Here is a 25,493-nt window from a genome sequence, read left to right as displayed (position 1 = left end):
TTCAAGATTGATTACAATTAAAATTAAAAGAGAATGAAGAAATGTCATCCTCTTTTTCTAACAAAATAAAGACATAGCTTAAACTATATCTTTATTTTGTTTTAATCGTGATAATAATAGTTCTGCAATCATTCCCATTGATTCTATAGCAACTTTAGAATCTTCTTCTGATATTTCAGGTCGGAATGGCCTACCATGACCTACCCCAACTTTATTTCTATATAAGTTTATTGAGCATCCTAACTTATATAAGGAATACTCTACTTTCATTCTTGCGCTCACAGATTTATTTTCATTATTAATTTCTTTTTTATCACAACATAATCCCACTGCCATAAAAGCTTGACCTAACAGGGTTGGAAAATTCCTATAATAATCTTCATCATAATTAAACTTTTTCACAAGAACGTGAATGGCAGTAGCCTCCAATAAATCCTTACTGGTTCCTACAACTAAAGCTGCATCTTCATATCCTTTCTTCGCTCTCTTTACATAGCCATTAAGTACTTCTTCTTTTTCTAACTCATTTAAATTATCTAATAATGATACGGTAATAACTCCCGTAGAACTTAATACATAGCCAGCATTTTTAAGAGCTTCTTTTAAATTTAATATCGCTTCATTTCCTATATAGTTAGGAGAACTTTCTCTAAAACCTCCCAAACCTCTAATTTCATTAATTAGAGAATATGCAAAGTGTTCCGCCGATACTTCCATAGACGTATCTAATGCAGCAGATAATACACTATATACTCTTTTTCTTTTTCCAACTGGTTTACTTTTGTTTGAAGGATCTAAAGTCTCCAATCCGAACCTTTCAATTAATGAATCAATTTGTGAATGTGATGGGTCTCTCCTAGTTATGTTCATTCCGCTATCATCTACTGCCGATGATAATGCCATAATAATTTCATCATTTATAATTATTTTTTTCAAAGTTATACCTCTCTAAATCTTTCTTTATTCATTTTTAGTTTTAATTTAAATAGTTTGGAACCTATACATAAGTGAATATTTCAAATAATAACGAAGAATCTACATAACCTTTCTTATTGTTTCTATAAAATAAAGTCATATAAACAAGTAAAATGATTTATAAATATTTTTATTCCCAATATAAACTACTTAACAAATTAGCAATTTGTTCAGTGGTTAAGTTATCCCTATTCAAAAGTTCATTCACATTAAAATACCTAACCCCCATTGATCCACCTTTAGATGTTTTCTTGTAGTCTGTCTCTATAAAATCTTCAATTAAGTAATAATAATGTGGTTCGTTCAATAGATTAGTCCACTTTTCTTTCCCAAGCACCATTATTTTATTTTTAACTATTTCATACTCATCAATCGATAACTCAGTACCTACAGGATAAACTGTCTTCAAGGATAATGAGCTCTCATTTATTTCCGTCACTATTACTTTGTCTACTTTTCCGATAGCTTTTATTGCTTTGTCTGTATATAGCCCGATGTATTCTATCGGCTTGAAACTGTAACCTCTTTTTTCAGCAGGATGAAAGTAAATATTATGTTTAAGGTTATCATCAAATGAGCTACCTGAAAGACACATTCTCATTCTTCCCTCAATATCATCTAATAAATTTTCCGATTGAAGGTATTCAGAGTATGCTTCAATTAAATCTATCAATTCAAATTCTCTTGTTTCGTCTATTACTTCATAAATCTTATCAATAATATCCTTAAATCTTAAATGGACATGTTTAATTCTATTCTTTTTTTGATCATCTAATGTGTTATTCTTCAACTCAACCACTTTATCTATCATCAACTTATCTGACACACTAAGATTATATTTATCTAAAGTCAAAAAAATCATTAAATCTTCGTTATCAAAATAATTTAAATGACCCTTAATCTGTTCCTCTCTAAATATTGCACCATTACCCTTAGTTTCAACAATTATTTTGTTAGAAGATTGATGAATCATACCGTCAGGAACACTATTGTAACCTCTTAACTTGATTTGATTTTTAAATAACGGAGTCACAAAATTATTATCTTCCGGTATGCCCTCTCCTTGTATGTTCCATATAAAATTCATATATGCTCTTTCAGAAATCCTTCTTATATTACTTATAAAAAATATGAAGTTAGCTGTAATGACGTTCTCTTTGCTATGGTATTGTTGAAATATATAGTTACTCATGATAAATTTTCTCCCAAAAAGTATTTATTTTAATAATTTTTATCTATTAACTTACCTTCATCTGTATAAATACCTGAATTCTTAAACCCAAATGCATTTGCAAGACTAGCCATTAATGGATATAACGAATCAGCATTATCAATATCTTCCGTTATATACGCTGGTAAAGAGTTAATTACTGATCTTGGGAATGGTTTGACAGGATGTAATTCAAAATCACCAATACTTCTTTTATTTTTTATATTTAATAATGTCACAAATATATGAAATGGTTTTGGAGCATCAAGCGTTTCAAGCGTCTTGATATAATTGATAAGATTATCAAAAAGTAATTTTTCAAATTCCTTCCAATCATAAATCCCACTTTCATTCGCATACAGTGGTTTATAATTCATCATCCTTGATTCAACAACTTCTATACTTCCATTATGAAAAAGTTGAGTGTATGCATTTAAATTTTCTTCATAAGAATGATGTGCATTCATTATTCCATCCATGTTGTATATATATTGACCATCCATGTCGACTGGACTGAATAATTTAATTTTTTTATTATTCGCTACGTCACGAATATTTACATAATTATTTCCTCTCATACTCAATTCAGGTATTATATGAATAACCATAACTGACTGTCCCTCTAAATCACCTATGATTTCTCCACCTAATAACATGCTAATTCTTTCATTTTTGAAATCATTAATCTTGTTTTCAATATAAGATTTATTTTCAAACGCATTTTTCATGTCCTGATAAGACATTGGAATTGTTAGATTTCCATATCGAATGAATAGTTCATCTTTACTACCATTATTGACTGCATGAGGTTTATTAAGACTCATAGGAATATCAATTTTAATCACGTTTTTATCTTCAATAGTATCATGAGTACATTTAATACCATGTACTACTGGTTTGATTTTACTAGATAACAACTGTCTAAAAGACTGTTCCCACATTTCAAATCCGTCTTTTGAAATTCCAACATCATTCAATCTATTTGGATTATGATCCTCATCTTCACCAATACCTAATACTATTATTCCGCCTTCTGTATTGGCAAACGAACTAATAATTTGCATCAATTTGGTTTTATGATTATTACTTAAATCTTTAAATTTACCATTATTAAAACTGAATTCTTTGTATTCTAATTTCTGTCCTTCAGATAATTTATTATCCCATATTTCCTGTACATCCATCTTGTTATCTCCTTTGCATAATCAATATATTGCTCTAAGTTTTTTCTTTACTCACCACCATCTATAATTAGATGGATCATAGAAATCAACATCGTTTTCTTTTATTTCATTTAATAAGTATTTTACTATTTGTTCATGGTTTCTATCACCTAATGATTTATCAACTTTATCAGCATCTTTCAACCAAGCAAGCGTCTCTTTATACCACATCATCTCTTCCATTGTTGCATTCTTTAACTTGTATTCCTTAATATACTCGGTCAATGCCTTTATTTCTTTATGTAACTTGTATTCACTGATTAATGATTTAATTTTATTAAATTCAGATTCTCTACTTTTTCTTAATTGTTCAGCTTCTATACGTTTGCGCTTTTCCTCATTTTGCTTTTCGATATATTCGATCTCTGCATCATGCAATAACTGAGGTAATTCAAAAATTCTCTCAAAAATCTTCTTGAGTAAGTTGTCATGGTCATCTGTGCCAGGATACTCTCTATTTATTCCATGAACATTGTTACTCCATGGATATACTCCGATGAGTTCCGCTTTGAAATAACCCGTATTGATATAATCATAGCTAGAATATCGATCATCATCTCTTTTGACTCTTTTCGTCTTTTCTTTAAATTTTAACTTTATTTGGAACACATTCATTTTTTCGAACATTATATCGTTTTTCTTCACTTGTTTGTCTTTGCGATGTATTTGAAAATTTATGTATTCTTCATCAACACTGACCTTAAATTTTAAGCTCTCGACCGCTCTAAATAAAGTATCACAGAGTTTATAAAAATCAGGCAATGCTTCTTTTGAAATATGGGAGGCATTCAAAACTTTCATTGATTCCGGGCGGTAATAACTATGACCCCAAGGATTCATTTCCGCTTCCCTTTTTCTTCTTCTTTCAGATGTCAGGTAATCTTTATGTTTAGTAATGATTTTATGATGACGCTTAACCTTGTCTGGTATCTTCAATTCTGTATATACATTATAAATCTCTTCTATTTTATCATCATCAAAGTATGACCATTTATTTGTTATCTTAGTTTTTTCACTGAGTTTCTCATCTATCTTAATTATATAATCTTCACCTTCTATAGGGGTTAGTGTACCAATAACACCTCTTCTGTAATCATATAGATACTTAGAATCAGGTAATGGAATATTATGTACCTCTATGACTTTCTTCAGGTTAGTAAACTCGATATTATGTTCCTCAGCAAACGCAGTTCGTGATTTTGTCCATAGCTCTTTATATATATCAAAACGATTCATTTCCATATTTCACACCTCTAACACATTGTATTATTACAATCAATGTAGCATGTGATTATATAAAAGTCGAACTACAACTGAATGCAGTTCGACGCTTAATTTTATCTATATAATTTAACAGTTAACCTGTCAAAGACATTAACAAGCTTTTCCTATTTTTTAAAATGTAATATCATCTATATTTCTTTTTAGTGCTTCTTCAAACTCATTTATTCTAGATCTTTCCCTCTTTTGTTGTTCTGCTTTTTTCTCTATCATATTCTTATAATCCTTATTTGCATCTTTCACACACATAATAAGTGTATCTCGATGATAATTTTTTACCTCTTCAATTGTTGTTCCATCTAAAATAATTTTATCTGCAACTACACGAGCTTTTCCGAACCTATGCATCGTTGAATAAACTCTTGGATTGTTCCACTTATAAATAAAAATCTCGCTCCATTCACGACTAGGCTGTTGATTTAATAAAAAGGGGATGCTATATAAGGCTGAGCCTCTTGTTCCATCCATTTTAGGAACAGTAACTTCCTCTTGTTTTATTCCTAAAATCTTGATTTCATCATAGTTATCGATAATAGTCTTAGTTTCTGCTAAACGATCAAAGACACTCTTAGTCTTCTCTTTTACTTTCTTTTTATGTCCTACTATTGTTGCCAATAAATCGTTCATTTCATTACTGAATTGCTTAGATTCTTTATCATGGTATAGAGCAGTCCAAACTCTGCCTTTAAGAAAATTAGGTATAGAATCTTTGTCAGTTTCATTCAATAATATAGGTAAAAATCTATCTTCACCAACGTTTCTTAAAATTTCATCTGACATTAATCTTGCTTCGTAGCCACTACCACCCACTCTTTTATCTGTATTTTCTTTATAACGTTTGCTACAAATTACAAGTACAAAGTCTGATTGCTGAATGCCCTGCTCCATAAAATGCGGTAATTCTTTACCTTTACTTACATCCCATTTATCAAATACTACCTCGATCTCTTTATACTCTTCCAACATTTCTGCTAAATCAACTACTTTTTTATCCTCATTTTCGTCCCATGCATATGAAATAAAAATCTTTTTCTTCATCTTTTTCCCTCTCTTGTTATTAATTCAATAAGTTAATATTTGTAACAATTATTTTTAATTCTATTATCTCACATTGATGCTTATTTGATATTATTATAATACTTAACTATAAGAAGATGTATGGATTATGTTGCAAAGAATATTAATAATTTTCTTAGCTTTATAGATGAAAAATCGTTTATGCGAAAATTAAGGTCAAAGACCTATATGGTTCTATCTATTCAATAGCTGCGTTGATAAGAGAAATAGGAGGAAAACGTCAATGAAGACAAAAGTATTAGATAAGATGTACTCAAAAAAAGATATTTATGAGGAACTAAAAATTTCATCTTACGCTTTGAATTTAAAACTTGAAAAGTTAGAGAAGTTTTACAACATTGATTTTAAACATTTTCATAACTTTAATGGGGAAGAAAAAAATAATCAATACACCTTTAATGGTATATCTAAAGAATTGTTGATTGTACTTTTAAAAAATATCGATAACTTACCTTTGAATCAATCAAATAATAAAAACTCATTTAATACAAATGATATTAATGGAGCTGAATACATAAAATTTATCCGAGGAATAATGAAGGACATAGATAAAATAGATATCTTACCTTTAAAAATAGATATTATTAGCAAAGATATTTTTCAAAATACTTTACAATGGTTGCAAACGGGAGATGCTTTTGAGCAAAAGTTACAAGAGATTTATAGCCACATGAATCAATTTTCTGTAGAAAAGAAAATCGAACTGCAAAAACAAATTTTCAAAGCAATAGATGAAACAATATATAATTTTCATCTTCAAGAATATGTAGAACAACGTAAAACAGTAGATTCCGAAATTCCAATTAATAAAAAAGCATATAAAAAGGTGCAGGAAATAGATTATGATTTGTACGAAAAATCGCTTATACCTATAGACAGCCCCATAGAAAGCTCTCAACTTTTTGAAACGACAGAGTACAAAAGCATAGATTTACTCATTGTTAAAATGTTGATTAATTCCAAATTTGTCGATAACCCTGCATTAGAAATAGAAAAGAAATATGGAGCTCAAAATAAGAATAGAGAGCTTAAGCGCACTTCTATAAACGCTTTAGCAAAAATGACTGATAATAAATTGATGCATGCTGGAAAAACTTATGATTATGATGAATTTTTAAGAGAATATTTATTAAGAATGAGCAGTCATCTAGTAAGTAGAAAAGAAAAATTAAAATCTTTTTCTTACGTAAACAAAATCTATGCCGCTGAGAAAAAAAGCTCTATTTTGAAAAAAATTAAAATTATGAAATTCTATAGAAGAAGAGCAAATCAAAATGTAGCACTAACTGAACAAATTTTGAAAACCAAATATGAGTTAGAAAAGCTACATTCGTTTTTAATTTATAATAAGATGAATTTTAGTAAATCAATATTAATTCCTAAAGAGTATTTTATGTATATGATCGAAGACATAAATTTGATTTTAAAAAAAATAGACGGTTATATTGATCCTGAAATAGTGAGCAAATACTATCCAAATATACAAATGAAAATTACGAATAGACCAATCGTATTTACTAAGAGATATCTAAAAATTCAGAGAAAAATTATTGAAGAGCTATCCAAGAACATACCATCTAACAATAGAAATCGTATATTTCACATTAATATAATCACAAATTCTTACAAAAAAGAACTTGAGAATTTTAGAACAAGTAATAGCCAATCAAATAAAGAATTATAAAAAAGGGCAAAAAATAATTAATTTTAAAGCCACTTCATCCATGTCTATCAAGGGATGAAGTGGTTTTAAATTTTTTTTTTATTATTTCACACTCATCCAAAAATGAATTAGTAGTTGTTATGATTCTTATACCGGTTAAGTTATTGCCCAGATTATTGGCAATAACGAATGTTTAAAAGTTATTGGATCCAATACCTTGAATATTTAGTAAGCACTTTATTATGAAAGGAGGTATTAACATGACACATCCGTCGATTTAGTTACGTAAGGTTGCAAAGCAATCACCTGAAGTACAAAACGCATTTAACGCTATTGTATTACCTAAGTGCAAGCAGTGGTCGAAATCCGGTTGTACAGATAAATTTACGATGGCTGATTTTAAACAAATTAGTCCATTTATGAGTAATTTACAACCTAAGCATATGAGGAGCTTGGGGATATTGTTTAGTGATCTTGCCAATATGTATCCGGATATATTTAAATGCCATGGGAAAAACAGTAAAAATCACAAGGTATACTCAATAATCCCATGCTATAGATTAGCACCCTAAATTGTTTGTCACTCTTGATGTAACTTCAATTCTATCAATTAAAACAAAGGAGAAATAAAATGGAAAATTTAAATACAACTCAAGTCGAATTATTAACAGCAATCATATCAGAAGCTAAGAAAATGAAACCAGGTGACAGATTCACATATTACAGATTGGTAGATCAGGTTGAGGAAAATAATAAGAATTTTGATGATATTTGGACTTCAGATGATGTCTGGGCAGTACAAAAATCGTTTGAAAAGTTTGCTTTAGATGCAAAAACCCTATCGCTAAGACTTTTAGAAGGTTTATACAGCAACTCCCCCTACATCTATGAAATTGTAGATATCAACAATGATTCAAAGCAGCTAAATAATTTTTATGGTTCAAATAAGCAACTTGAAGTTGAAACTTATTCATCTGGTGCGCAAAACGTAAGTATACGTTTTGACTTTTACTTAGATAAAGAGGGTGCTGTAATGCTAGAAGATATGCTCGAAGCTGTTCACCAGGTACCAGAGGGAGAAATTTTTGACGAGAGTTCTATATGGGATCATATTCCAAGCCGCTTTAATGAAGAAGTATATGAACCCAATTTTGAATCATTATTAAATGTTTTTAACCTTTATTGTACCTTCTTTAACTATCCATATAGTGAGTCAGGAATGCAAGGTGGAGAATACTTACCTTTATACCGTATTTATTCGAAAGCAAAATGACGATTATGGAAGTGCTGATAGGAATCCAACGATAAGAATTCAATTGACATAAGCACTGCTTAATAATAGCCATTTTTTAAGTATCATAAGCAACATAGCAACCGTTAAATAAAACTCGGTGTGGTACTGATTGTACACATTAAAATCAGTATCACACAATTTTAAAGGAATGGTGTAAATATGAACAATGAAAAAAAGTATGGAAATTATACACTGGATCAAGAAGGATGGCATAAATATCATATAACAAAAAGCGAAAAAAAACGCATCAACTTCGCTCCTTACATCGCAGTCACTAAACGCTTTAAGGACGTTTCAAACAGTGACGAAGTAATTGTTTTAGTAGATGCTCATGGCACTTCAGTCAAAGAATCCAGCGATATTCTATCGACGAGCAACTTACCCAACCTTATCAAGAAAGGTTTCATTATAGATCAAAAGTACGTTGCAGATTTATCGCTTGCCCTTCAAATAATGCGTAATTCAATTCAACCGATAGTACAGTACAAAGAAATTGGCTTTATTCCAGGTCATCATGAACCGCTGATTTTGCTTAATCAGCCATATTCATCGTCACAACTACAGTATCCGCCCGAATCATCGAGTCAATTAAAAATACAACCAAGTGGTTCTTTCGATGAATGGATGAAGATGTTCGATACCCATGTACTAGGCAATCACAAGCTTGAATTAGCAGCTGCAATCGGTATATCCGGTCTTGTTAATGCTTTTATGAACAATAAAGGCATTAGTCCATTAAAATCTTTGATGTTTCACTTTGTCGGTAATAGTTCTAGCGGTAAAACAACCAGTGCAATGCTAGCTTTATCTACAGCTGGATCGCCGAACAATGAAACTACAAGCTTATACAAGAACTGGAATGCTACGCTTAATAGCATCATTACTTCAGTAGCTGATAATCATGGTATTCCCATTCTGTTTGATGAAGTTTCAATGGTGAAAACAAATGATCTGACTTCGACAATATACAGTCTAACAGATGGCAGAGAAAAAAATCGTCTAAATCAAGATGGTACTCCAAAAGAAGTTCGCACGTGGAATACTGTCATTATCAGTACTGGAGAACATTCCATATTAAACAGTAATAAGACCGCAAAAAATGATGGATTAAACGTCAGAGTGATTGAATTCGATAACCCTTGGACGACAAGTAGTCATAATTCGGATGAGATTAAAAGAATTGTTAAACAACATTATGGACACATCCTTCCACTAGTCGCAGAATTTTTAATAACGTCGGAATTCGACTGTCTTGTAAGGTCATACAATGACTTCAAGTCAATGATGATACAAAAGCTCAAAGATGATAAGTCTAATACTGGCATAAGAATGAGCGATTATTATGCAATTATCCTGTTATCCGTTAAAATTCTCGAACACGTTTTAAAAAGAACGTTAAAGTCCACTATGATAGTGGACGAATTAATTCAATATCACTGGAATACTGTGAGTAATCGAAACATAGCCGATAAAGCTATGGATACTATTACGCAATTTATACTGACCAATAATGCTTACTTCTCAAGGAACTCATGGTTAAATAATAACTTTAGCAATTACGGTTTCATCAGTTATGACTCAAAAAATGATTACATTAAAGCGGACATATTAAAAGATGTATTCAATAAAATGCTCATAGATAATAACTTCCAGGACAAAACTGTTGTCATTAAAGCGCTCTTAAGTGAAGGGTACCTTATTACGCAAGAGAAAGACCGAAATAGTATACGCCATGAATACACAGATAATAATGGTCAAAAGAAAAAAGCAGCCTTCTACAGTATTAAATTAGACACATCACATGCCGAAGCGTTTGGTTTTTCAACAGGTCCATCTAATGGATCAAGTCCTCTAGATGGGACTTTTGATTCAATGTAGAACAATTATTAGAACGACCTCGTCTATGATTTATAACAGTATCAATGGAAAGGATGATAACAAATGAATGAACTTATCGAACTTATTTCTGAACTTGTAATCAATGAATTAAATGAAGGTAAGTAACAACTTAAGCCAGCATAAAGGATGCTGGCTTGTTATTTCAATTTGTTATCAAACTTATATTATCTTAATGGAGGTGAAAATATGATCGTCGCATATGTAAGACAATCAACAAAGAAACAACAGTCCATACCCACTCAGAAAGAGCTGATATGTAAATGTGCTGCAAAATATGATATCGATGTTGATAAAATAAATTTCTATAGTGATATCGGTTCTGGACGAAATACTAACAGAACAAACTATCAACGCCTGATACAGGAAATTAAGAACAATCAAGTGACCACCCTACTCATTTATCGAATCAGTCGTATTGGTAGGAACTTAAAAAATGCACTTGATTTCGTAGAGTTATTACAGAAATACCATGTGAAACTGGTCAGTGTCTCAGATGGTTACTTCGACCTGTCGAAGGCATTTGATCGAATGAAGCTTCAACTGTTCTTATCATTCGCCGAAAATGAGCTCGAAAACATACGAGATAATGTCTCTAAAGCAGCACGTGAAAAGGCAAGACAAGGCTTACTGATTACAACAAACGCACCTTTCGGATACAGATATGAAGACGGTAACTTTTTTGTGCATCCTGAAGAAAGTAAGACAGTTAAAAGGATATTCCAGCTTTACTGTGATGGCTATGGTTACAAAGCCATCAGCAAGCTTATTTCTGAAGATACAAGTTATATATCACTTACAAACGTTCGTGTTAGAAATATATTGCTAAACAAAATATATACAGGAATCGTACCTTCAAAGTATGGGGAGTATCAAGGACATCATCAAGCAATCATAACCCAGGAAATCTTTAAAGAAGCTGAACGTATTCGTCTTTCAAAAGGAATAGAACGTAAGCCGATAAACACTTTGCTGAAACGTAAGATACATTGTCCTTACTGTAACGCAAGGCTCCATTCACACAAAGTAAAAAAGAATAATAGGACCTATACAATGTACGTCTGTCGCAATCATACCGTGGATTATTCAGGATTAAATGAACGCTGCCCTTTTACGTCAATAAATGCTGATCATATCGAAGACCAAGTTCTGTATGCATTAAAGACATTCTTAAAGGATACAGAATGCGCTAAGCGTATCGAACAAGCTGTTAACAAAGTTATTAGAATTCATAAGAAGGACCAGAGAAAAATCAGTCAAGCCAACGCCAAGCTGATTAATGAACTTGCAGAAGGTAAAATCAGCGCACAAGAGTTCCAATCAAACTACGTATCCGATGAAGATTCTGTACAAGCAAGTAAAAACTTCTCAAGGCAGAAGCTGAATAATATAGTATCTACACATGTTTCGTTCTTAAAGCTAAAGGACATCAACCATATAATTGAAAAAGTCATCATCGATGAAGAGAACGACTTAACTGGTCTATTTATTACGGACTATCCTCTTAACATAGTTCCAATGAAAACAGAAACGAATCAACTACACAAAGCGATTGGATAAAGTAAATCAAAGATAATGATAAGTTTTATACAAATTTTACAAAAACAATAACGGAGGTATTATTATGACTAAGAAAAGAGCTGCTATTTACACAAGAGTATCAAGTGCATTACAACGTGATAACTTCTCAATTGCAGGACAAAAGAAATTACTGGAAGAGGTATGCCAAAAAAACGATTGGGAGATATATGAGGTCTACACGGACAACGGCTTAACAGGGAAGAATATGAACAGACCAGCATTATTAAAGATGAACGAAGATGCTAAGAATGGAAAATTCGATATTATCTTAATCTACAGACTTAATCGTCTTGCTCGTAATACCAAGCATATGATTGATATGGTGGACTTCTACAACAAATACAACGTTGAGGTCTATAGCGATACGGAAAGGTTCGATACAAGCACAGCCTCAGGTCGATTGATGCTCCAAATACTAGCGTCTATGGCAGAGTATGATAGGAATCAAATCTTAGAAAATATGTTCGCTGGATTAGTCTCTAGAGCTAATTCGGGCTATTACAATGGTGGACAGGTACTTGGATACCAACAAGTACCTGGAAACAAAAGAATGCTCGCAATTGTTGAAAAAGAAGCGCTAATTATAAAACGTATCTTTGAGGAATATGCTTCTGGAAAAGGATACAGAGCGATTGCAAATGCATTAAATAAGGACGGATATCGTACTAAGAAAAATAACACTTTCGACACCAATGCCGTTAAATATATCTTAACCAATATCGTTTACATTGGTAAGATAAGGTATCTAAGATATACCGGATGGAATGAAAAGAGACGTCGTGGGTTTAACCCTAATCCTATTATCGCAGACGGTAAGCATACTCCGATCATTGATCAAGACTTATGGGATAAAGTACAGATTAGAATGGAAAAAGCGAGTAAGAATCCAATGCTTAACGGTAAAGGTGAAAACCTATTATCTTGCATTGTACGCTGCCCTGAATGTGGTGCTGCTCATGCAGCAAGCAACACGACCAATACCCTAAAATCTGGCGAGAAGAAGCGTATACGCTATTATAGTTGTTCTCAGTTCAGAAACAAAGGTGCTTCTGTATGCAGCGCAAACTCAATACGTGCAGGTGTTGCTGAAGCCTATGTCTTCAATCGTATACAAGAAGTGATATTCAACGATAAAGTACTTCAACAGGTTTTGGAGAATGTGAACAGTAGCTTAGAAGCTAAGCCAACGGAAATGAAACAAAGACTGGTGAATAAGAAACAGCAGCTTGAAGAAACACAAGTCAAACTCAATAACCTTAATATCGCATTATCAACATCCCCTGACCTTATCCATACACTAAAAGGAACGATTGATGAATATGCGAGTACTATTGAAGCACTTAAGGCGACAATAGCTGAAATGGAAGCGCATAAGGAGGATAACATTAAACAGTTAACGATTGAGGAGATTAAACCCCTTCTTCAAGCAATATTCAAGGATATGGACCGATTAGATAAGAAACAATTAAAAGCATTGTATCTCTCTGTCGTTGATTCAATTCACTTCAAGAAATGCAAGGAGCCAGGAAAGAAACATGACTTCTTCATTACGTTAAAGATTAATGAAGATGTTCTTAAAGAAGTATATAACGGTATCGAACCAGAGGAAGCACTGCTTAGTGCTTCCTCTTCTTTATTTACAGAGCATGAAACATATTACCTTCGCATATAGACCGTTCTGTTTATTGTATGAAAATAACGCTCATCGCTACATGCGTGAACGTATTAATAGAACACACCGCTAAATATAATGCTTATATTTTCATCAATAAACAACACTCCCCGTTTCCCCGTAAAAACTCACATATAAAAATCATTATAGCCTAGCATCTATCTCAATTAATCCTTTGTCCAATAAAAATAGGTGAAATTATTATCCCCCGTTATCCCGTTAAATTATAAAAATATATTACTTATTAAGAGAAAAAGTCAAATTACACGTTAATGAAATCGATACTGTTCGTCAAAAATTACGGTAAAACGGGGGACTTGTTTCACATGTAACAAATCCACCTTCAAATATATATTCTAATTATGATGTACATCATGCATCAAATTAAATCAATTGGAGGGAACAACATCATGAAACAAATCAAAGCGCATCTGACTCACTATGTAGAAGAAATACTGAACCTCTCTTCTCAAGAATATCTTACTGAATTCATACAGCTAGGTATCGAAGAATTAAATTGGGGAGAGAGAAAGATTCCAGAGAAGCTAAAAGGTGCAATCATCGACACATACACCTTTTACAACCACTCACTTATAAAAGATTACATCTACTCATTCATCGGTACCTATCAAGGCAAGATAATCTTACTGGGTTACACAAAAGGTGAATACGAACATTTCTTCTACATCAATGATACGGACAAGACACTGCACAGTGAGCTACATTTATTAAATCTTACAGAGGAGGATTTGGAATTTGTCAACGTGGGTTAAGATTGCTCAGATTGCGGTCATTGTAGTAAGCGAAATAATTATTAAGTTTGGAGATGATGACTAATGATTAACACAGATGTGTACATTACTAGAGGGATACAAGAACACTTCTCAGTGCCTGTCCAACAGGTACTTTGGAACATTGTCATGCAGAGAGAAAGAGAAGCAAAGAAACAGGGAATTAAACCCGATTATCTGAGTGTATTTCACATCAGAGATACTGAAAATAAGGATGAATCCTGTATTAAACTTCTACAGGAAGAACCACCTTACAGTTATAAATATCGTATAAAAACTAAAGAAACCTTCAAAAAAAGAAAGGTCTATGTCATTCGTGAAGATCGTAATGACATAGACTCTTCTTATTTTGTCATGCTTTTACCAGAAGAATATTAGGAGGTTTACACCATGTTAGAAACACGTTCAAATACGACAATCACAGAAGCGATATTCAGCAAGGATGGTAACCATCGCTATGCATTAAAGAAAATCATAGATGAAGATAAACCCACTGTCACGATTCTAACAATGTTTCCACATTACGATGGAGTCATTACATTAGACCTAACGACACAACTCTGTATCAATTCACTAACAAAGCTTGGTTACGGAACCATCCATTTCGTCAATATCTTTTCCAACATAAAAAGTCCAGACAATAAACGACATCTGGAAAACGGCTATGACAAGCATACAGATATTCAAATTATGAAATGTATCAAAGAATCCGATGAGTTAATCATTGCCTGGGGAGCGTACGCAGAACGACCTACAATACTTCCTCGTGTACAAGAAATTGAAAAGATGATTAAACCTTATGCAAAAAAGACAAAGAGACTTATCAATCCGATGAACGGTAATATCATCCATCCATTAAATCCAATCGCTCGACAGGAATGGGTACTAAAATAAAAATGTAAAGGAGTTATTAAAATGCATAAAAAGAAAATCAATATCGTATCAATACAAATGGTTAAAGAGAAGGTCATGTGGTATTCAGAAAGAAAGGTATCCTCTCCTGAGAATGCTGCAAAGATTATGCGAGAATTTGTAGGAAGTTCTGACAGAGAAGTATTTGTGGCCCTCTCACTCAACACTAAAAATGAACCGACACACATCGAAAAGGTATCAGTAGGTTCGCTTAATGCTTCTATCATACACCCAAGAGAAGTATTCAAATCAGCCATACTATCAAATGCCGCCAACATCATATTGGGACATAATCATCCAAGTGGTCATCCTCAACCTTCATACGAAGATATTGAAGCTACAAAACGTCTTTATGAAGTGGGTAAATTAATCGGAATAGATGTCCTCGATCATATCATCTTTACAGATGATTCATTCTATTCACTAAAAGAAAGTGGCCATCTCTAAAGGTTAGACATTATGTGTCTGACCTTTATTTTTTTTATGGATGAGTTATAATTTTCTCATAAAAACAAAGAGAATTTTCATCACTAATATCTGTAAAAACTATACAAAAGTTTTTGGTAGTGACATTTTATGTCTAATCGTTTTTATAAAATAAAGATACAGCGATAAGGGGTGGATTCATGAACAAAGCACAACGTCTTCTAACGATATATACTCGCCTCCTTAACAATCAAGGAGTCAACAAGATGAATCTAGCTGATGAGTTAGAAGTCGATGAGAGGACAATACAACGTGATATAGACGATATTAGAAATTATCTATTTGATAATGATGATTTTCAACAGAGAATGGAAGTTACGTATCAGCACAAATCAAATGAGTACCGATTAATAAGACATAATGCATTGCTGGATAGTAATGTCTTATCAATACTCATTATGCATCTCAAAAACCATTCATCTGTAATAAGTCGTGATATGTACGAACTATTAAAATCAATTATTTACAAGTTCTATAGTCATGATACAAAGCAACTTTTACAACAGATAAACATGTTTCACGTGGTAGAAGAAGAAAAAAGCACTCTAACAGTGTTATCTATTTTACAAGGAGCAATACACCAACAGAACACAATCAAATTCAAATATCATGGAGAAGAAATTGTAGGAACTCCCATACAGATTACAAGTACTCACAATCAATATAAGTTGTGGTTAAAGAAGAGCAACCGACAATTTCATATAAAAAATATTAAAAGTTTACAAACAACAGATGCTGAAATATCAAATCCGGAAAAAGTAATATTGAAGATGACTAAAGATGTTTGGCATGTACTTAAAGATCAGTACAGCGTAGACGTAATAGAGTCTATATCAGACAATCAGTTTACGGTTAGCTTCTACATGACCTATCCAGAAGTCTTAACTGTATGTATGATGTATAGCCCTCATATCATGTTAATCTCACCTTCTTATATGTATCTACCCTTAGTCAATTTTATATTGGCAATAAACGCTGTATATATGAACCAACAGATACAAATTAATAATGAAAGTAAGGAGATTGACAACGAAGATCAAGAATAAAAAGCACTTACTTAAAACAAAAATGTCACTATGAATATTGTTAGAAACATTCAGCAGTAAGTGGTGTAGACGTTGCTACTGACATCAGTCTGATTATTGAATAAATAGATAAAAATAATCGCAACTTTGGAGTAACTGCTAAGCAAGTATCAAAGTATATTCCTTTCGCTAGATCGAATAGTTATCACGCTATGTATCAACTTGGAAAGAGCAACGTAGAAGAATGTTTCGAAGTATTTGAAGGTATTTTTGAAAGAACAAGCTATATAGTAACAAAAAATAAAATTATATTAAGGTGGTTAATTATGAATTTTCAAAACAACTCTAAAAATCCTCATGCTTTTCCGAATGTAACAAGTGAAGAAAAAAATATGGCTATGCTTATTTGGATCTTAAATTTTTTAACAAGTTTTATTGGTCCATTAATTATATGGTTGATGAAAAAAGATGAATCCGCATATATTAATCAGCAGGGTAAAAACTACTTAAACTTTGTAATTTGTTATACAGGATATCTCTTAATATCATATATTTTTACAATTGTTATTATAGGTATCATTCCATTTTTTGCATTCTCAATTGCCGCATTTGTATATGGTATCTTAGGTATTATCAAAACTAATAAAGGTGAAGATTATGTTGTTCCACTAACATTTCCAATCATTAAGTAATTCTAATCTCTATCCTTCAATATTGAAGGATAGAGTTATTTTTATAATCCTTTTTATAGTTAAAATACTTATAAATAATACATTGCACCCTAAGATTAATTGGTTAAGGATTATTGTAAAAATAACTTCAACATTATCTATACATATAATAATTACAAATAAAGTAAAAATATAATTTAAGGAGAAATTTTATGAAAAAATGGTTGACCCCTGTATTAATTTTTTTGTTAATAGCCCTCATCAGCTTATTTGCTTATTCTCAGTATTCAAAAAATCAAAGCTTATCATTAGAGAAAGATAAATTGAAACTCGAGGCTGCTAAGGCTAAAAGCGAAGCGGACAAAAAATCAGATACTGAAAATGATAAGAATAAAGAAGATAAAAAGAAAATAACAGATAATAATTCCGATTCAAATGAAGAAGCTGCTACAACTGAACAGGCTATAGTTAAAGAAAGTGTATTTGATGCAAATGGAGGATGGATGGGTGATTCAGGTTCCCTCGGATTTGATATATATAGTCCTTCTGCATCTCGAACTCAAGCACTTAAAATAAGAGACAGAGTCTATTACGTCATGCCGGAAGAATATGACCAAGCAAGACAAATGGTTCTAACTCTGAACGGCCTAGATGAAAATGGAGAATCAGATTGTGCGAATGTTAACAGTAGATGTTATTATGAAAAACAACAAAAAGAAAAACAACAAAGCAACGACAATCAACCTGTTCCTAATACATGTGAATCAGTTAAAGAAAGTATTTTCTGTCCTAATGGGCAAATAAACTCTAATCTACCGTTTGACCCTAGTAAACCTTCTGACTTAAGAACTGAGTTTTTTGACCCACCATTTAGGAGTGGTATATATATTACACCGCAAGATTATGCTAGGCTAAATTCATAGCTAAAGTTATCAAATTTGATTGGATTATCATTAAATATCTACACTGAAGGATAGTTAAAGACTTTACATGCAGCTAGTTCATATGATAGTGCAAAAAATTGGCTGCCATTATGTTACACCGGATGAATATACAAAAATTATGGATGAACTAGAAGCAGCAATTGAAGAACAACACACTCCGTAATTTAACAACAAAGGAGAACTATTATGAAAAAAATATCAGCTATATTACTATCATTATTAATCCTCTTAGGGATCGGACTATTATCATTCTTTGCTTACAATAAACATCAAGAAACACAAATAGAAAAAGAAAAAATCAAACTTGAGCTGGCAAAAATAGAAAGTGAAGAAAAAAATAAAAAAGCTGATGCTAAACAAGATAAAAAAACGCAATCAAACGAATCTAAAGCAAGCGAGAAATCATCCGAAGATAAAGTAACCGATAATAATCTTAGTAAGACTGCTTCCGAATGCATATGGGAAGAAGCATTTCAAAATACTCAATGTAACTTAGATAACTATAATACCGATGAGCTTATGGAAGGGTACTCTACTCTCATTCAAGAAGGCACATTAAATGGTTGGTGTAAGCCAGGCGGTGATCCTGGAAATATTAAAGAACAAATAAAAGAGTCAATATATAATCAGCAGAATAACATTAGGTGTGAACAAATGTTTAATGAACTAGAGAATGGTAAAAAAATACTATTCAGTGAAGAAGACGCACTTCAAAAGGCTGCTGAAGCAGTTGATATTGATGGTGGTGATTCTTCTCGATTAACAATGAAAGTCATTGAAAAAGTTGTAGATAATGATGATGAGATTGTTTATAAAGTTGCAGCAAACAACAAATCAGGTTCTGGAAGCAATACTATTATCGTACATAGTGATGGTAATGTAGAAATATGGAATGGAATAATGACTGATAAAATATCTGATGTTTATGTACCTGCTAGAGCAACTAGATAGATAGAAATAACTATCTCTTCTGGTCATACTTACTATTTAAGGTTATCTACGTTGGTTGCTTGGCACCTCGCTAGAAGAAAAAAGATAAAGTTATTAAATAATAAATACGCTCATCTCTAATTGCAGAGATGAGCGTATTTTAAATTTTTTTAGTTTTTTAACTATATGTAAATATTCTAAATTCACATGGATAATTTTACACAATGCGTATATATCATTATAAAATAGTAATGACAAAATCAATCATCAGGAGCCACTTATGATACTTGCTGATAGAATTAAAGAGCTTATCTATATTGATTATAAACTCAACCAAGACCTAAGAGACTGTGGCAGTTGTTACATCGGAAAACAAGATATCAACGAGTTGCATAAAGCATTAAAAGTCCTTAATGATAGCAATAGATTTCGTTTCATCGTGGGCTATAACGCTGACGATCCAGAAAATATTACCTACGAACGTTTCGATGAGAAGAAGTCTGCTCGTGTGTCGCCTGAAGCGGTTATTAAACAGTTAGAAGATACTATAAATACTATTAAAAAGTTAGTTGAAAATGATGAACTAGCAATTATTCTTGATGATAATTATACAATTATTATACAATCAATAAATCATACTGAAATATCAATAAATATTTATTAAATATTTATTTTCTATGAATCTCACAGACTCCATCTTACTTTATTGCTATAGTAAGATGGAGTTATTATATTGTTTTATTTCAAACTAGTGTATATTATAATTTAGAAAGTAGGTTAAAAGATGAGATATATTGGTTCAAAAACTAATTTGTTAGAAGAAATTGACATTTTATTAAAGAAACATGTACTAGGTGATGAAAAAGTATTTTTAGACCTTTTTGCAGGAACTAACGCAGTTGGTAGGTATTTTAAAGATGAGTATGAGATTATTACTAATGACCTATTGTATTTTAGCTTTGTTAATGCAAAAGCTACAATAGAAAATAATATAAGTCCGACTTTTAAAAATTTAAAATTCGATCCTTTTGAATATTTAAATAATGATTTTAACGCAATGACTTTTAAAGAAAGTAATTATTATAGTTATAATTACACACCTTTGGGTGATGCTATGTATATTACAGAAGAAAATGGGTCACGTATTGATTTTATTAGATATACAATAAATTCTTGGTTAAATGATAATTTGATAAATAACACAGAATATTATTATTTACTCTCATGTTTAATCGAAGCAATACCTTATATCAGTAATATCACCGGGACATATGGTGCCTTCTTAAAACATTGGGATAAAAGAGCTTTAAATAAATTAATTCTAGAACCCTTAGAAGTAAAAGATAATTATAAAAATAATAAGGCATACAACATTGACTCCAATTTGTTAGTGAGAGAACTAGAAGTAGATATTTGCTATATAGATATTCCATACAATAAAAGACAGTATGCGTCAAATTATCACTTACTCGAAAATATAGCAAGAGACGAGCAACCAGAATTACGTGGAAAAACTAAAATTTTTGAATGGTCACCATTAAAAAGTAAATATTCAATGACAAAAAATGCATACGAAGCTTTAGAAGATCTTATTACTAACCTTAAATCCACGCATGTAATATTGAGTTATAATGATGAGGGAATAATTCCATTTGAAGATATATATTCATTATTAAAAAATAGTTCTATAGATGGAAATGTCGACGTTGTTAAAATCCCCTATCGAAAATACAAATCTAAAATTACTTCTCAAAAATCAGAGTTATATGAGTATCTCTTTTATATAAAAAAATATGAAAAGAAAAGCTATACTCCTCCTCAAAATATTAATAATAAAAGTAAGCTAATAAAAAGTCCATTAAATTATATTGGAGGAAAACATCGATTATTGAATCAAATCCTACCTTTATTTCCTCGAAACATTACGACTTTTGTAGACCTATTCTCCGGTGGAGCTAATGTAGGAATTAATGTCACAGCAAATAAGCATATTTTTGTTGATATGAACGATAAAATAAATGAAATGTTTAGATATTTTGCTAACATGGACGTTAATGAATTAATAAAAATGGTAGAAAATCGTATTGCAGAGTTTAATTTAAGTAAAACAAATGAAGAAAGTTATATTAATTTTCGAAAAATGTATAATACTAATCCCAATCCATTGGATTTATATGTTCTAATATCATATTCTTATAATTATCAAATAAGATTTAATAATAATATGATATACAATAATCCTTTCGGTAAAAATAGAAGTCATTTTAGCGAAAATATGAAAAACAATTTATTAAATTTTGTAAGTAAGTTACAAAGCTTAGATTATACTTTTTTAGATATGTACTTCCAAGATTTTGATATTTCAAGTTTAGATGAAGAATCTTTCGTTTATTTGGATCCTCCTTATATAATAACGACTGGAAGTTATAACGATGGTAATAGGGGCTTTACAAATTGGAATGAGAATCAAGAAATAGAAATGTACAATTTAATGTGCGATTTAACGAATAATAATATTCGATACGCACTTAGTAACGTATTGACACATAAGAGCAAAGAGCATCACTTATTAAAACAATTTGCTAACGAAAACAATGTGCAAATACATTATTTAACTCATACTTATAAGAACTCCTCATATAATACACAAAGACTAAAAAGTGAAGAAGTCTTAGTCACTAATTATGATCCAGTAACGTTCAAAATTTTAAAATAAAAAAAACAACTTTTTACTGTATTAACAAAGTAAAAAGTTGTTTTTTTTATATAATATTTAGAATTTAATTTTTTCAAGAGTGAATATATGCTTTAACCATTCAGGTGCTTTGTCGTTCAAAACAATGGTTCCTTCACTATTAATTAGCAACAATACTTTTTCATGTGGAAGGGTTTGCATTCCTTTACTTGAATATAGAGTAACCCACTTTTCATATTTATACTCACTATAATACTTTTTTAAATAATCTTCTTCAAAAGTTGTGTAATTTTCAAGTTCTAAAACCCCTTGATGATATTTTTCATAAACTTTCCCTTCAATTAGCAGCAGTTCTTTTCCTTGATGATTAGCAATTAATACATCAGGTATATAGTATAACTCTTTATGAATATTTTTTTTTAAAATTACAATATTCTTCATTTTACTATCGACAAAATATCCTCTTTCACTACCAGCATGATTCTCATATATTGCTGGAATACCATGCATATCACAGATTAAATGTAAGAATATATCAGCTATTTTTTCACTAGATTCTTCGTATTTCCAATAATTTCTTGGCATATTTGCCTGAATTTCTTTATAATTTAAATCTAATCCTTCGAGCTTAATATTAAGAATACAACACATAAGTAAAAACTTATTTTTTTTATTAGCATTCACATATTCCTGCCTAACACCATGTTTCGTAATTATAATATCACCACACCACCCCAACTTACGAAGAACTGCACTTATTAAAGATAGTGCACCAATATTTGGATCATGTCCGACATTACCTTTATCTTTAGGTTTACTCAAAATACCAGAAATATATATTACATCATTATTTTTCATTATTTCCATAGGCACATTACTTTTTGGTGGTTTACGCATATTAGATTTAAAATTGATTAAATCTTCTATACTACTGAAGCTACTAAACCATCTATCATCTTTGCCCAATATTTCAACTTCCAAATTTTTATATAAATTAGTACCAAATATGCTAGTGTCTGACGGCTGTTTTTCAGAATCCTCATTACTATCGTTGTATAACATGTAAATAGGAGTATCAGGGAAATAATGATTGAAAAAAATAAATTTTGTACCGCGTTGATATACACCTGTATTTCTACTTTCAGAATCTCTAGTTTTAGTTTCTTCAACCGCAAATAATAATTTATTACTCTTTGAAGGATCTGGCTGCTTATCTTGATAAAAAACTAAAAAATCCATAAAACTTGAGTAACCTTTAGATAACTTAATTATTATTTTATCAAACCATTTTGATGAATATCCATCAACATAATAATTAAAAGTAAATTTTCCGTTTATTATTTCAGGGATAATTTTAATATCTAATGGTTCCTCTGATGCAGATAATACCTTTCCTTCCAAATCATCAGAATCTTTATGTTTTTTTTTACTATCTTTTTTCAGTCTTTCCTCAGATAATAATATTAACTGCGTGATAACACTCTTTTTAGGTCTTTCTTCCGATAAAATATATAAATTAGACAAATTTCATCCTCCGCTCAAGTAACATATTATCAATATTATACCATAATGAAATGTATACAACTAATTAGAAATTATTCTTTAAATAATCGAAAAGGTAAACCTCATTACTTATGATACGATTCATTCCTAATTATTCTAAACCCTCGATACACTTGCTCCAGCAGTATCACTTTCATCATCTGATGCGGAAATGTCATCTTACTAAATGATAGGGCGTAGTTAGAGCGATTCATAACACTTTGATGCAGACCGTTTGATCCTCCAATGATAAAGGTTAAGTGACTTTTACCGGTGTTCATCTTTTGCTCCATCTCTTTTGATAACTGCACAGAGTCGAGCTGCTTGCCAAGAATTTCTAACGTATATACAAAGCTGTCCTCCTTCACCTTGCTCAATATTCTTTCCGCTTCTTTCTTCTTCGCAATCTCGATATCTTTCTCACTCATATTATCCGAGTCTTTCTCGTCAGCTACCTCAACGAGTTCCAATTTAGTATATGCACCAAGTCTTTTTACATATTCATCTACAGCCATCTTCCAGTACTTCTCTTTCAACTTACCCACAGTTATTATTGTTATTTTCATGTTTATTCATTCCTTTTATAAAAGTTATCCTACTTATCCACAAGTTAATCACATATTCACATTTCACAATCCTATTATAATCACATTTTAAAGGTTATTCATATAATTTTTGTAAAATTACAATGCATAAAAATAAAAAAGATGCCCGTTTTACCGAACATCTTTTCTTTTTTGTGTATAACTTATTATTTATGCACAAAGTTATCCATAGTTATGCACATATTTTGTGAATTTTCTATACTTATACACATGTGAATACTTAAATCTCATAAATTGGTGTTGCCACGGCTTTATCTGTATCACAGATCACCACTTCATTCTCAGTATCAATATCGTGTGCATTTAATATTTGTTGTACGCTCATACGTGCAATATCTTTCATATTATTATCTTGAGAGAGATGTGAAAGATATATACGCTTTGTACTACCAGTAATCACATCACGCATTGCATACGCAGCATCTTCGTTGGAAACATGTCCCATATCACTTAATATACGCTGTTTCGTTTTCCATGGGTAACGGCCCATACGCAGCATATCTACATCATGATTGCTTTCAAACACATAACAATCACTTCCGTGAATCATACCTTTCATACGGTCAGATACGTATCCCGTATCCGTAATAACTGTAAGTTTCTTATAATTATTATTGAAGATATAAAATTGCGGATCTACCGCATCGTGTGACACACCGAACGACTCAATATCCATGCCTGCGATTGATTTTGTTTCATATGGATTAAAGATAAACTTCTGATCACTCGGTATTTTCTTATCTGCATGTTCAATTCTTTCCCATGTCTTCTCATTCGCGTATATTGGTAATTGATATTTACGTGCCAATACGCCGAGTCCTTTAATATGGTCGATGTGTTCGTGTGTTACAAGTATCCCGTTTAAGTTTTCTACTTTACGATCAATCTGATCGAATAATCCTTCTATCTTCTTACCTGTTAGTCCTGCATCTACTAAAAGTGATCCCTTTTCACTTTCTACGTAAACTGCATTTCCTGTACTTCCACTTGCTAATACTGACATATTAATCATTCTATCAC

The 25,493-nt window shown here is 31.4% G+C and carries 23 protein-coding genes; 15 read left to right on the top strand and 8 right to left on the bottom strand.

Going from position 1 to position 25,493, the window contains the following annotated elements:
• Window positions 1-78: 78 nt before the first annotated feature.
• The 5 genes from QA539_RS00250 to QA539_RS00230 form a co-directional block, all read right to left on the bottom strand.
• Complete coding sequence (locus QA539_RS00250; RefSeq protein WP_101156391.1) at window positions 79-936, bottom strand: abortive infection family protein; 858 nt, start codon at window positions 934-936, stop codon at window positions 79-81.
• 169 nt (window positions 937-1,105) lie between these two features.
• On the bottom strand, window positions 1,106-2,167 hold the full coding sequence (locus tag QA539_RS00245; RefSeq protein WP_419895229.1) for a hypothetical protein: 1,062 nt from the start codon (window positions 2,165-2,167) through the stop codon (window positions 1,106-1,108).
• Between the two features lie 29 nt (window positions 2,168-2,196).
• Entirely contained in the window at window positions 2,197-3,369 is a 1,173-nt protein-coding gene (locus QA539_RS00240) for a helix-turn-helix domain-containing protein (RefSeq protein WP_419895228.1), read from the bottom strand.
• Between the two features lie 51 nt (window positions 3,370-3,420).
• Window positions 3,421-4,650 carry a hypothetical protein gene (locus QA539_RS00235; RefSeq protein WP_419895227.1) on the bottom strand — a complete coding sequence of 410 codons (1,230 nt, stop codon included), beginning with the start codon at window positions 4,648-4,650 and terminating at the stop codon, window positions 3,421-3,423.
• Between the two features lie 153 nt (window positions 4,651-4,803).
• Entirely contained in the window at window positions 4,804-5,727 is a 924-nt protein-coding gene (locus QA539_RS00230; RefSeq protein ID WP_232755807.1) for an SEFIR domain-containing protein, read from the bottom strand.
• A 262-nt stretch (window positions 5,728-5,989) separates the two neighbouring features.
• On the opposite strand from QA539_RS00230, the gene QA539_RS00225 reads away from it, so the two are divergent.
• The 15 genes from QA539_RS00225 (at window position 5,990) to QA539_RS00155 (ending at window position 22,347) form a co-directional block, all read left to right on the top strand.
• The gene (locus tag QA539_RS00225; protein ID WP_419895226.1) at window positions 5,990-7,450 is read left to right on the top strand and encodes a DUF6038 family protein; all 1,461 of its coding nucleotides are present in this window, start codon (window positions 5,990-5,992) and stop codon (window positions 7,448-7,450) included.
• A gap of 610 nt (window positions 7,451-8,060) precedes the next feature.
• Window positions 8,061-8,702, top strand: a complete 642-nt coding sequence (locus QA539_RS00220; protein WP_419895225.1) for a hypothetical protein — start codon at window positions 8,061-8,063, stop codon at window positions 8,700-8,702.
• A 180-nt stretch (window positions 8,703-8,882) separates the two neighbouring features.
• On the top strand, window positions 8,883-10,601 hold the full coding sequence (locus tag QA539_RS00215; RefSeq protein WP_419895224.1) for a DUF927 domain-containing protein: 1,719 nt from the start codon (window positions 8,883-8,885) through the stop codon (window positions 10,599-10,601).
• Window positions 10,602-10,808: 207 nt separating this feature from the next.
• Window positions 10,809-12,179: a recombinase family protein gene (locus QA539_RS00210; protein ID WP_419895223.1), complete on the top strand. Its 1,371-nt coding sequence runs from the start codon at window positions 10,809-10,811 to the stop codon at window positions 12,177-12,179.
• Between the two features lie 64 nt (window positions 12,180-12,243).
• Window positions 12,244-13,872, top strand: coding sequence for a recombinase family protein (locus tag QA539_RS00205; protein WP_419895222.1), 1,629 nt, complete (start codon window positions 12,244-12,246; stop codon window positions 13,870-13,872).
• Between the two features lie 410 nt (window positions 13,873-14,282).
• Window positions 14,283-14,645 carry an SAUGI family uracil-DNA glycosylase inhibitor gene (locus tag QA539_RS00200; protein WP_101156358.1) on the top strand — a complete coding sequence of 121 codons (363 nt, stop codon included), beginning with the start codon at window positions 14,283-14,285 and terminating at the stop codon, window positions 14,643-14,645.
• 63 nt (window positions 14,646-14,708) lie between these two features.
• Window positions 14,709-15,041, top strand: coding sequence for a DUF960 family protein (locus QA539_RS00195; protein WP_101144136.1), 333 nt, complete (start codon window positions 14,709-14,711; stop codon window positions 15,039-15,041).
• A 12-nt stretch (window positions 15,042-15,053) separates the two neighbouring features.
• Entirely contained in the window at window positions 15,054-15,557 is a 504-nt protein-coding gene (locus QA539_RS00190; protein WP_133454731.1) for a DUF1643 domain-containing protein, read from the top strand.
• 21 nt (window positions 15,558-15,578) lie between these two features.
• Window positions 15,579-16,022 (top strand): JAB domain-containing protein, encoded by a 444-nt coding sequence (locus QA539_RS00185; protein ID WP_419895221.1) that lies wholly within the window; start codon window positions 15,579-15,581, stop codon window positions 16,020-16,022.
• 179 nt (window positions 16,023-16,201) lie between these two features.
• A complete protein-coding gene (locus QA539_RS00180) occupies window positions 16,202-17,107 on the top strand; it encodes a helix-turn-helix transcriptional regulator (RefSeq protein ID WP_419895220.1) in 906 nt (301 codons plus the stop codon).
• Between the two features lie 305 nt (window positions 17,108-17,412).
• Window positions 17,413-17,778, top strand: a complete 366-nt coding sequence (locus QA539_RS00175; protein ID WP_101144139.1) for a DUF4870 domain-containing protein — start codon at window positions 17,413-17,415, stop codon at window positions 17,776-17,778.
• 191 nt (window positions 17,779-17,969) lie between these two features.
• Window positions 17,970-18,680, top strand: coding sequence for a hypothetical protein (locus tag QA539_RS00170; RefSeq protein ID WP_101144140.1), 711 nt, complete (start codon window positions 17,970-17,972; stop codon window positions 18,678-18,680).
• A 207-nt stretch (window positions 18,681-18,887) separates the two neighbouring features.
• Window positions 18,888-19,652, top strand: a complete 765-nt coding sequence (locus QA539_RS00165) for a hypothetical protein (RefSeq protein ID WP_419895219.1) — start codon at window positions 18,888-18,890, stop codon at window positions 19,650-19,652.
• A gap of 259 nt (window positions 19,653-19,911) precedes the next feature.
• Complete coding sequence (locus tag QA539_RS00160) at window positions 19,912-20,295, top strand: hypothetical protein (protein WP_101144142.1); 384 nt, start codon at window positions 19,912-19,914, stop codon at window positions 20,293-20,295.
• Window positions 20,296-20,415: 120 nt separating this feature from the next.
• The gene (locus QA539_RS00155) at window positions 20,416-22,347 is read left to right on the top strand and encodes a Dam family site-specific DNA-(adenine-N6)-methyltransferase (protein WP_101144143.1); all 1,932 of its coding nucleotides are present in this window, start codon (window positions 20,416-20,418) and stop codon (window positions 22,345-22,347) included.
• A gap of 57 nt (window positions 22,348-22,404) precedes the next feature.
• On the opposite strand, the gene QA539_RS00150 is transcribed toward QA539_RS00155, so the two are convergent.
• The 3 genes from QA539_RS00150 to QA539_RS00140 all read right to left on the bottom strand — a co-directional run bounded on the left by QA539_RS00150 (window position 22,405) and on the right by QA539_RS00140 (window position 25,485).
• Window positions 22,405-23,850, bottom strand: coding sequence for a hypothetical protein (locus QA539_RS00150; protein WP_101144144.1), 1,446 nt, complete (start codon window positions 23,848-23,850; stop codon window positions 22,405-22,407).
• 104 nt (window positions 23,851-23,954) lie between these two features.
• Entirely contained in the window at window positions 23,955-24,434 is a 480-nt protein-coding gene (gene rlmH, locus QA539_RS00145; protein ID WP_219493452.1) for a 23S rRNA (pseudouridine(1915)-N(3))-methyltransferase RlmH, read from the bottom strand.
• A gap of 259 nt (window positions 24,435-24,693) precedes the next feature.
• The gene (locus tag QA539_RS00140; protein ID WP_219493451.1) at window positions 24,694-25,485 is read right to left on the bottom strand and encodes an MBL fold metallo-hydrolase; all 792 of its coding nucleotides are present in this window, start codon (window positions 25,483-25,485) and stop codon (window positions 24,694-24,696) included.
• Window positions 25,486-25,493 lie beyond the last annotated feature (8 nt).

The sequence above is a fragment of the Macrococcus psychrotolerans genome, assembly GCF_038095555.1.
Classification (GTDB): domain Bacteria; phylum Bacillota; class Bacilli; order Staphylococcales; family Staphylococcaceae; genus Macrococcoides; species Macrococcoides psychrotolerans.
This window is presented reverse-complemented; position numbering and strand designations above follow the sequence as displayed.

Bases quoted from the DNA above. Each gene is read 5' to 3' on its own strand.
- QA539_RS00245 (WP_419895229.1), bottom strand. From the start codon at position 2,167: ATGAGTAACTATATATTTCAACAATACCATAGCAAAGAGAACGTCATT.
- QA539_RS00240 (WP_419895228.1), bottom strand. From the start codon at position 3,369: ATGGATGTACAGGAAATATGGGATAATAAATTATCTGAAGGACAGAAA.
- QA539_RS00235 (WP_419895227.1), bottom strand. From the start codon at position 4,650: ATGGAAATGAATCGTTTTGATATATATAAAGAGCTATGGACAAAATCA.
- QA539_RS00230 (WP_232755807.1), bottom strand. From the start codon at position 5,727: ATGAAGAAAAAGATTTTTATTTCATATGCATGGGACGAAAATGAGGAT.
- QA539_RS00225 (WP_419895226.1), top strand. From the start codon at position 5,990: ATGAAGACAAAAGTATTAGATAAGATGTACTCAAAAAAAGATATTTAT.
- QA539_RS00220 (WP_419895225.1), top strand. From the start codon at position 8,061: ATGGAAAATTTAAATACAACTCAAGTCGAATTATTAACAGCAATCATA.
- QA539_RS00215 (WP_419895224.1), top strand. From the start codon at position 8,883: ATGAACAATGAAAAAAAGTATGGAAATTATACACTGGATCAAGAAGGA.
- QA539_RS00210 (WP_419895223.1), top strand. From the start codon at position 10,809: ATGATCGTCGCATATGTAAGACAATCAACAAAGAAACAACAGTCCATA.
- QA539_RS00205 (WP_419895222.1), top strand. From the start codon at position 12,244: ATGACTAAGAAAAGAGCTGCTATTTACACAAGAGTATCAAGTGCATTA.
- QA539_RS00200 (WP_101156358.1), top strand. From the start codon at position 14,283: ATGAAACAAATCAAAGCGCATCTGACTCACTATGTAGAAGAAATACTG.
- QA539_RS00195 (WP_101144136.1), top strand. From the start codon at position 14,709: ATGATTAACACAGATGTGTACATTACTAGAGGGATACAAGAACACTTC.
- QA539_RS00190 (WP_133454731.1), top strand. From the start codon at position 15,054: ATGTTAGAAACACGTTCAAATACGACAATCACAGAAGCGATATTCAGC.
- QA539_RS00185 (WP_419895221.1), top strand. From the start codon at position 15,579: ATGCATAAAAAGAAAATCAATATCGTATCAATACAAATGGTTAAAGAG.
- QA539_RS00180 (WP_419895220.1), top strand. From the start codon at position 16,202: ATGAACAAAGCACAACGTCTTCTAACGATATATACTCGCCTCCTTAAC.
- QA539_RS00175 (WP_101144139.1), top strand. From the start codon at position 17,413: ATGAATTTTCAAAACAACTCTAAAAATCCTCATGCTTTTCCGAATGTA.
- QA539_RS00170 (WP_101144140.1), top strand. From the start codon at position 17,970: ATGAAAAAATGGTTGACCCCTGTATTAATTTTTTTGTTAATAGCCCTC.
- QA539_RS00165 (WP_419895219.1), top strand. From the start codon at position 18,888: ATGAAAAAAATATCAGCTATATTACTATCATTATTAATCCTCTTAGGG.
- QA539_RS00160 (WP_101144142.1), top strand. From the start codon at position 19,912: ATGATACTTGCTGATAGAATTAAAGAGCTTATCTATATTGATTATAAA.
- QA539_RS00155 (WP_101144143.1), top strand. From the start codon at position 20,416: ATGAGATATATTGGTTCAAAAACTAATTTGTTAGAAGAAATTGACATT.
- rlmH (WP_219493452.1), bottom strand. From the start codon at position 24,434: ATGAAAATAACAATAATAACTGTGGGTAAGTTGAAAGAGAAGTACTGG.
- QA539_RS00140 (WP_219493451.1), bottom strand. From the start codon at position 25,485: ATGATTAATATGTCAGTATTAGCAAGTGGAAGTACAGGAAATGCAGTT.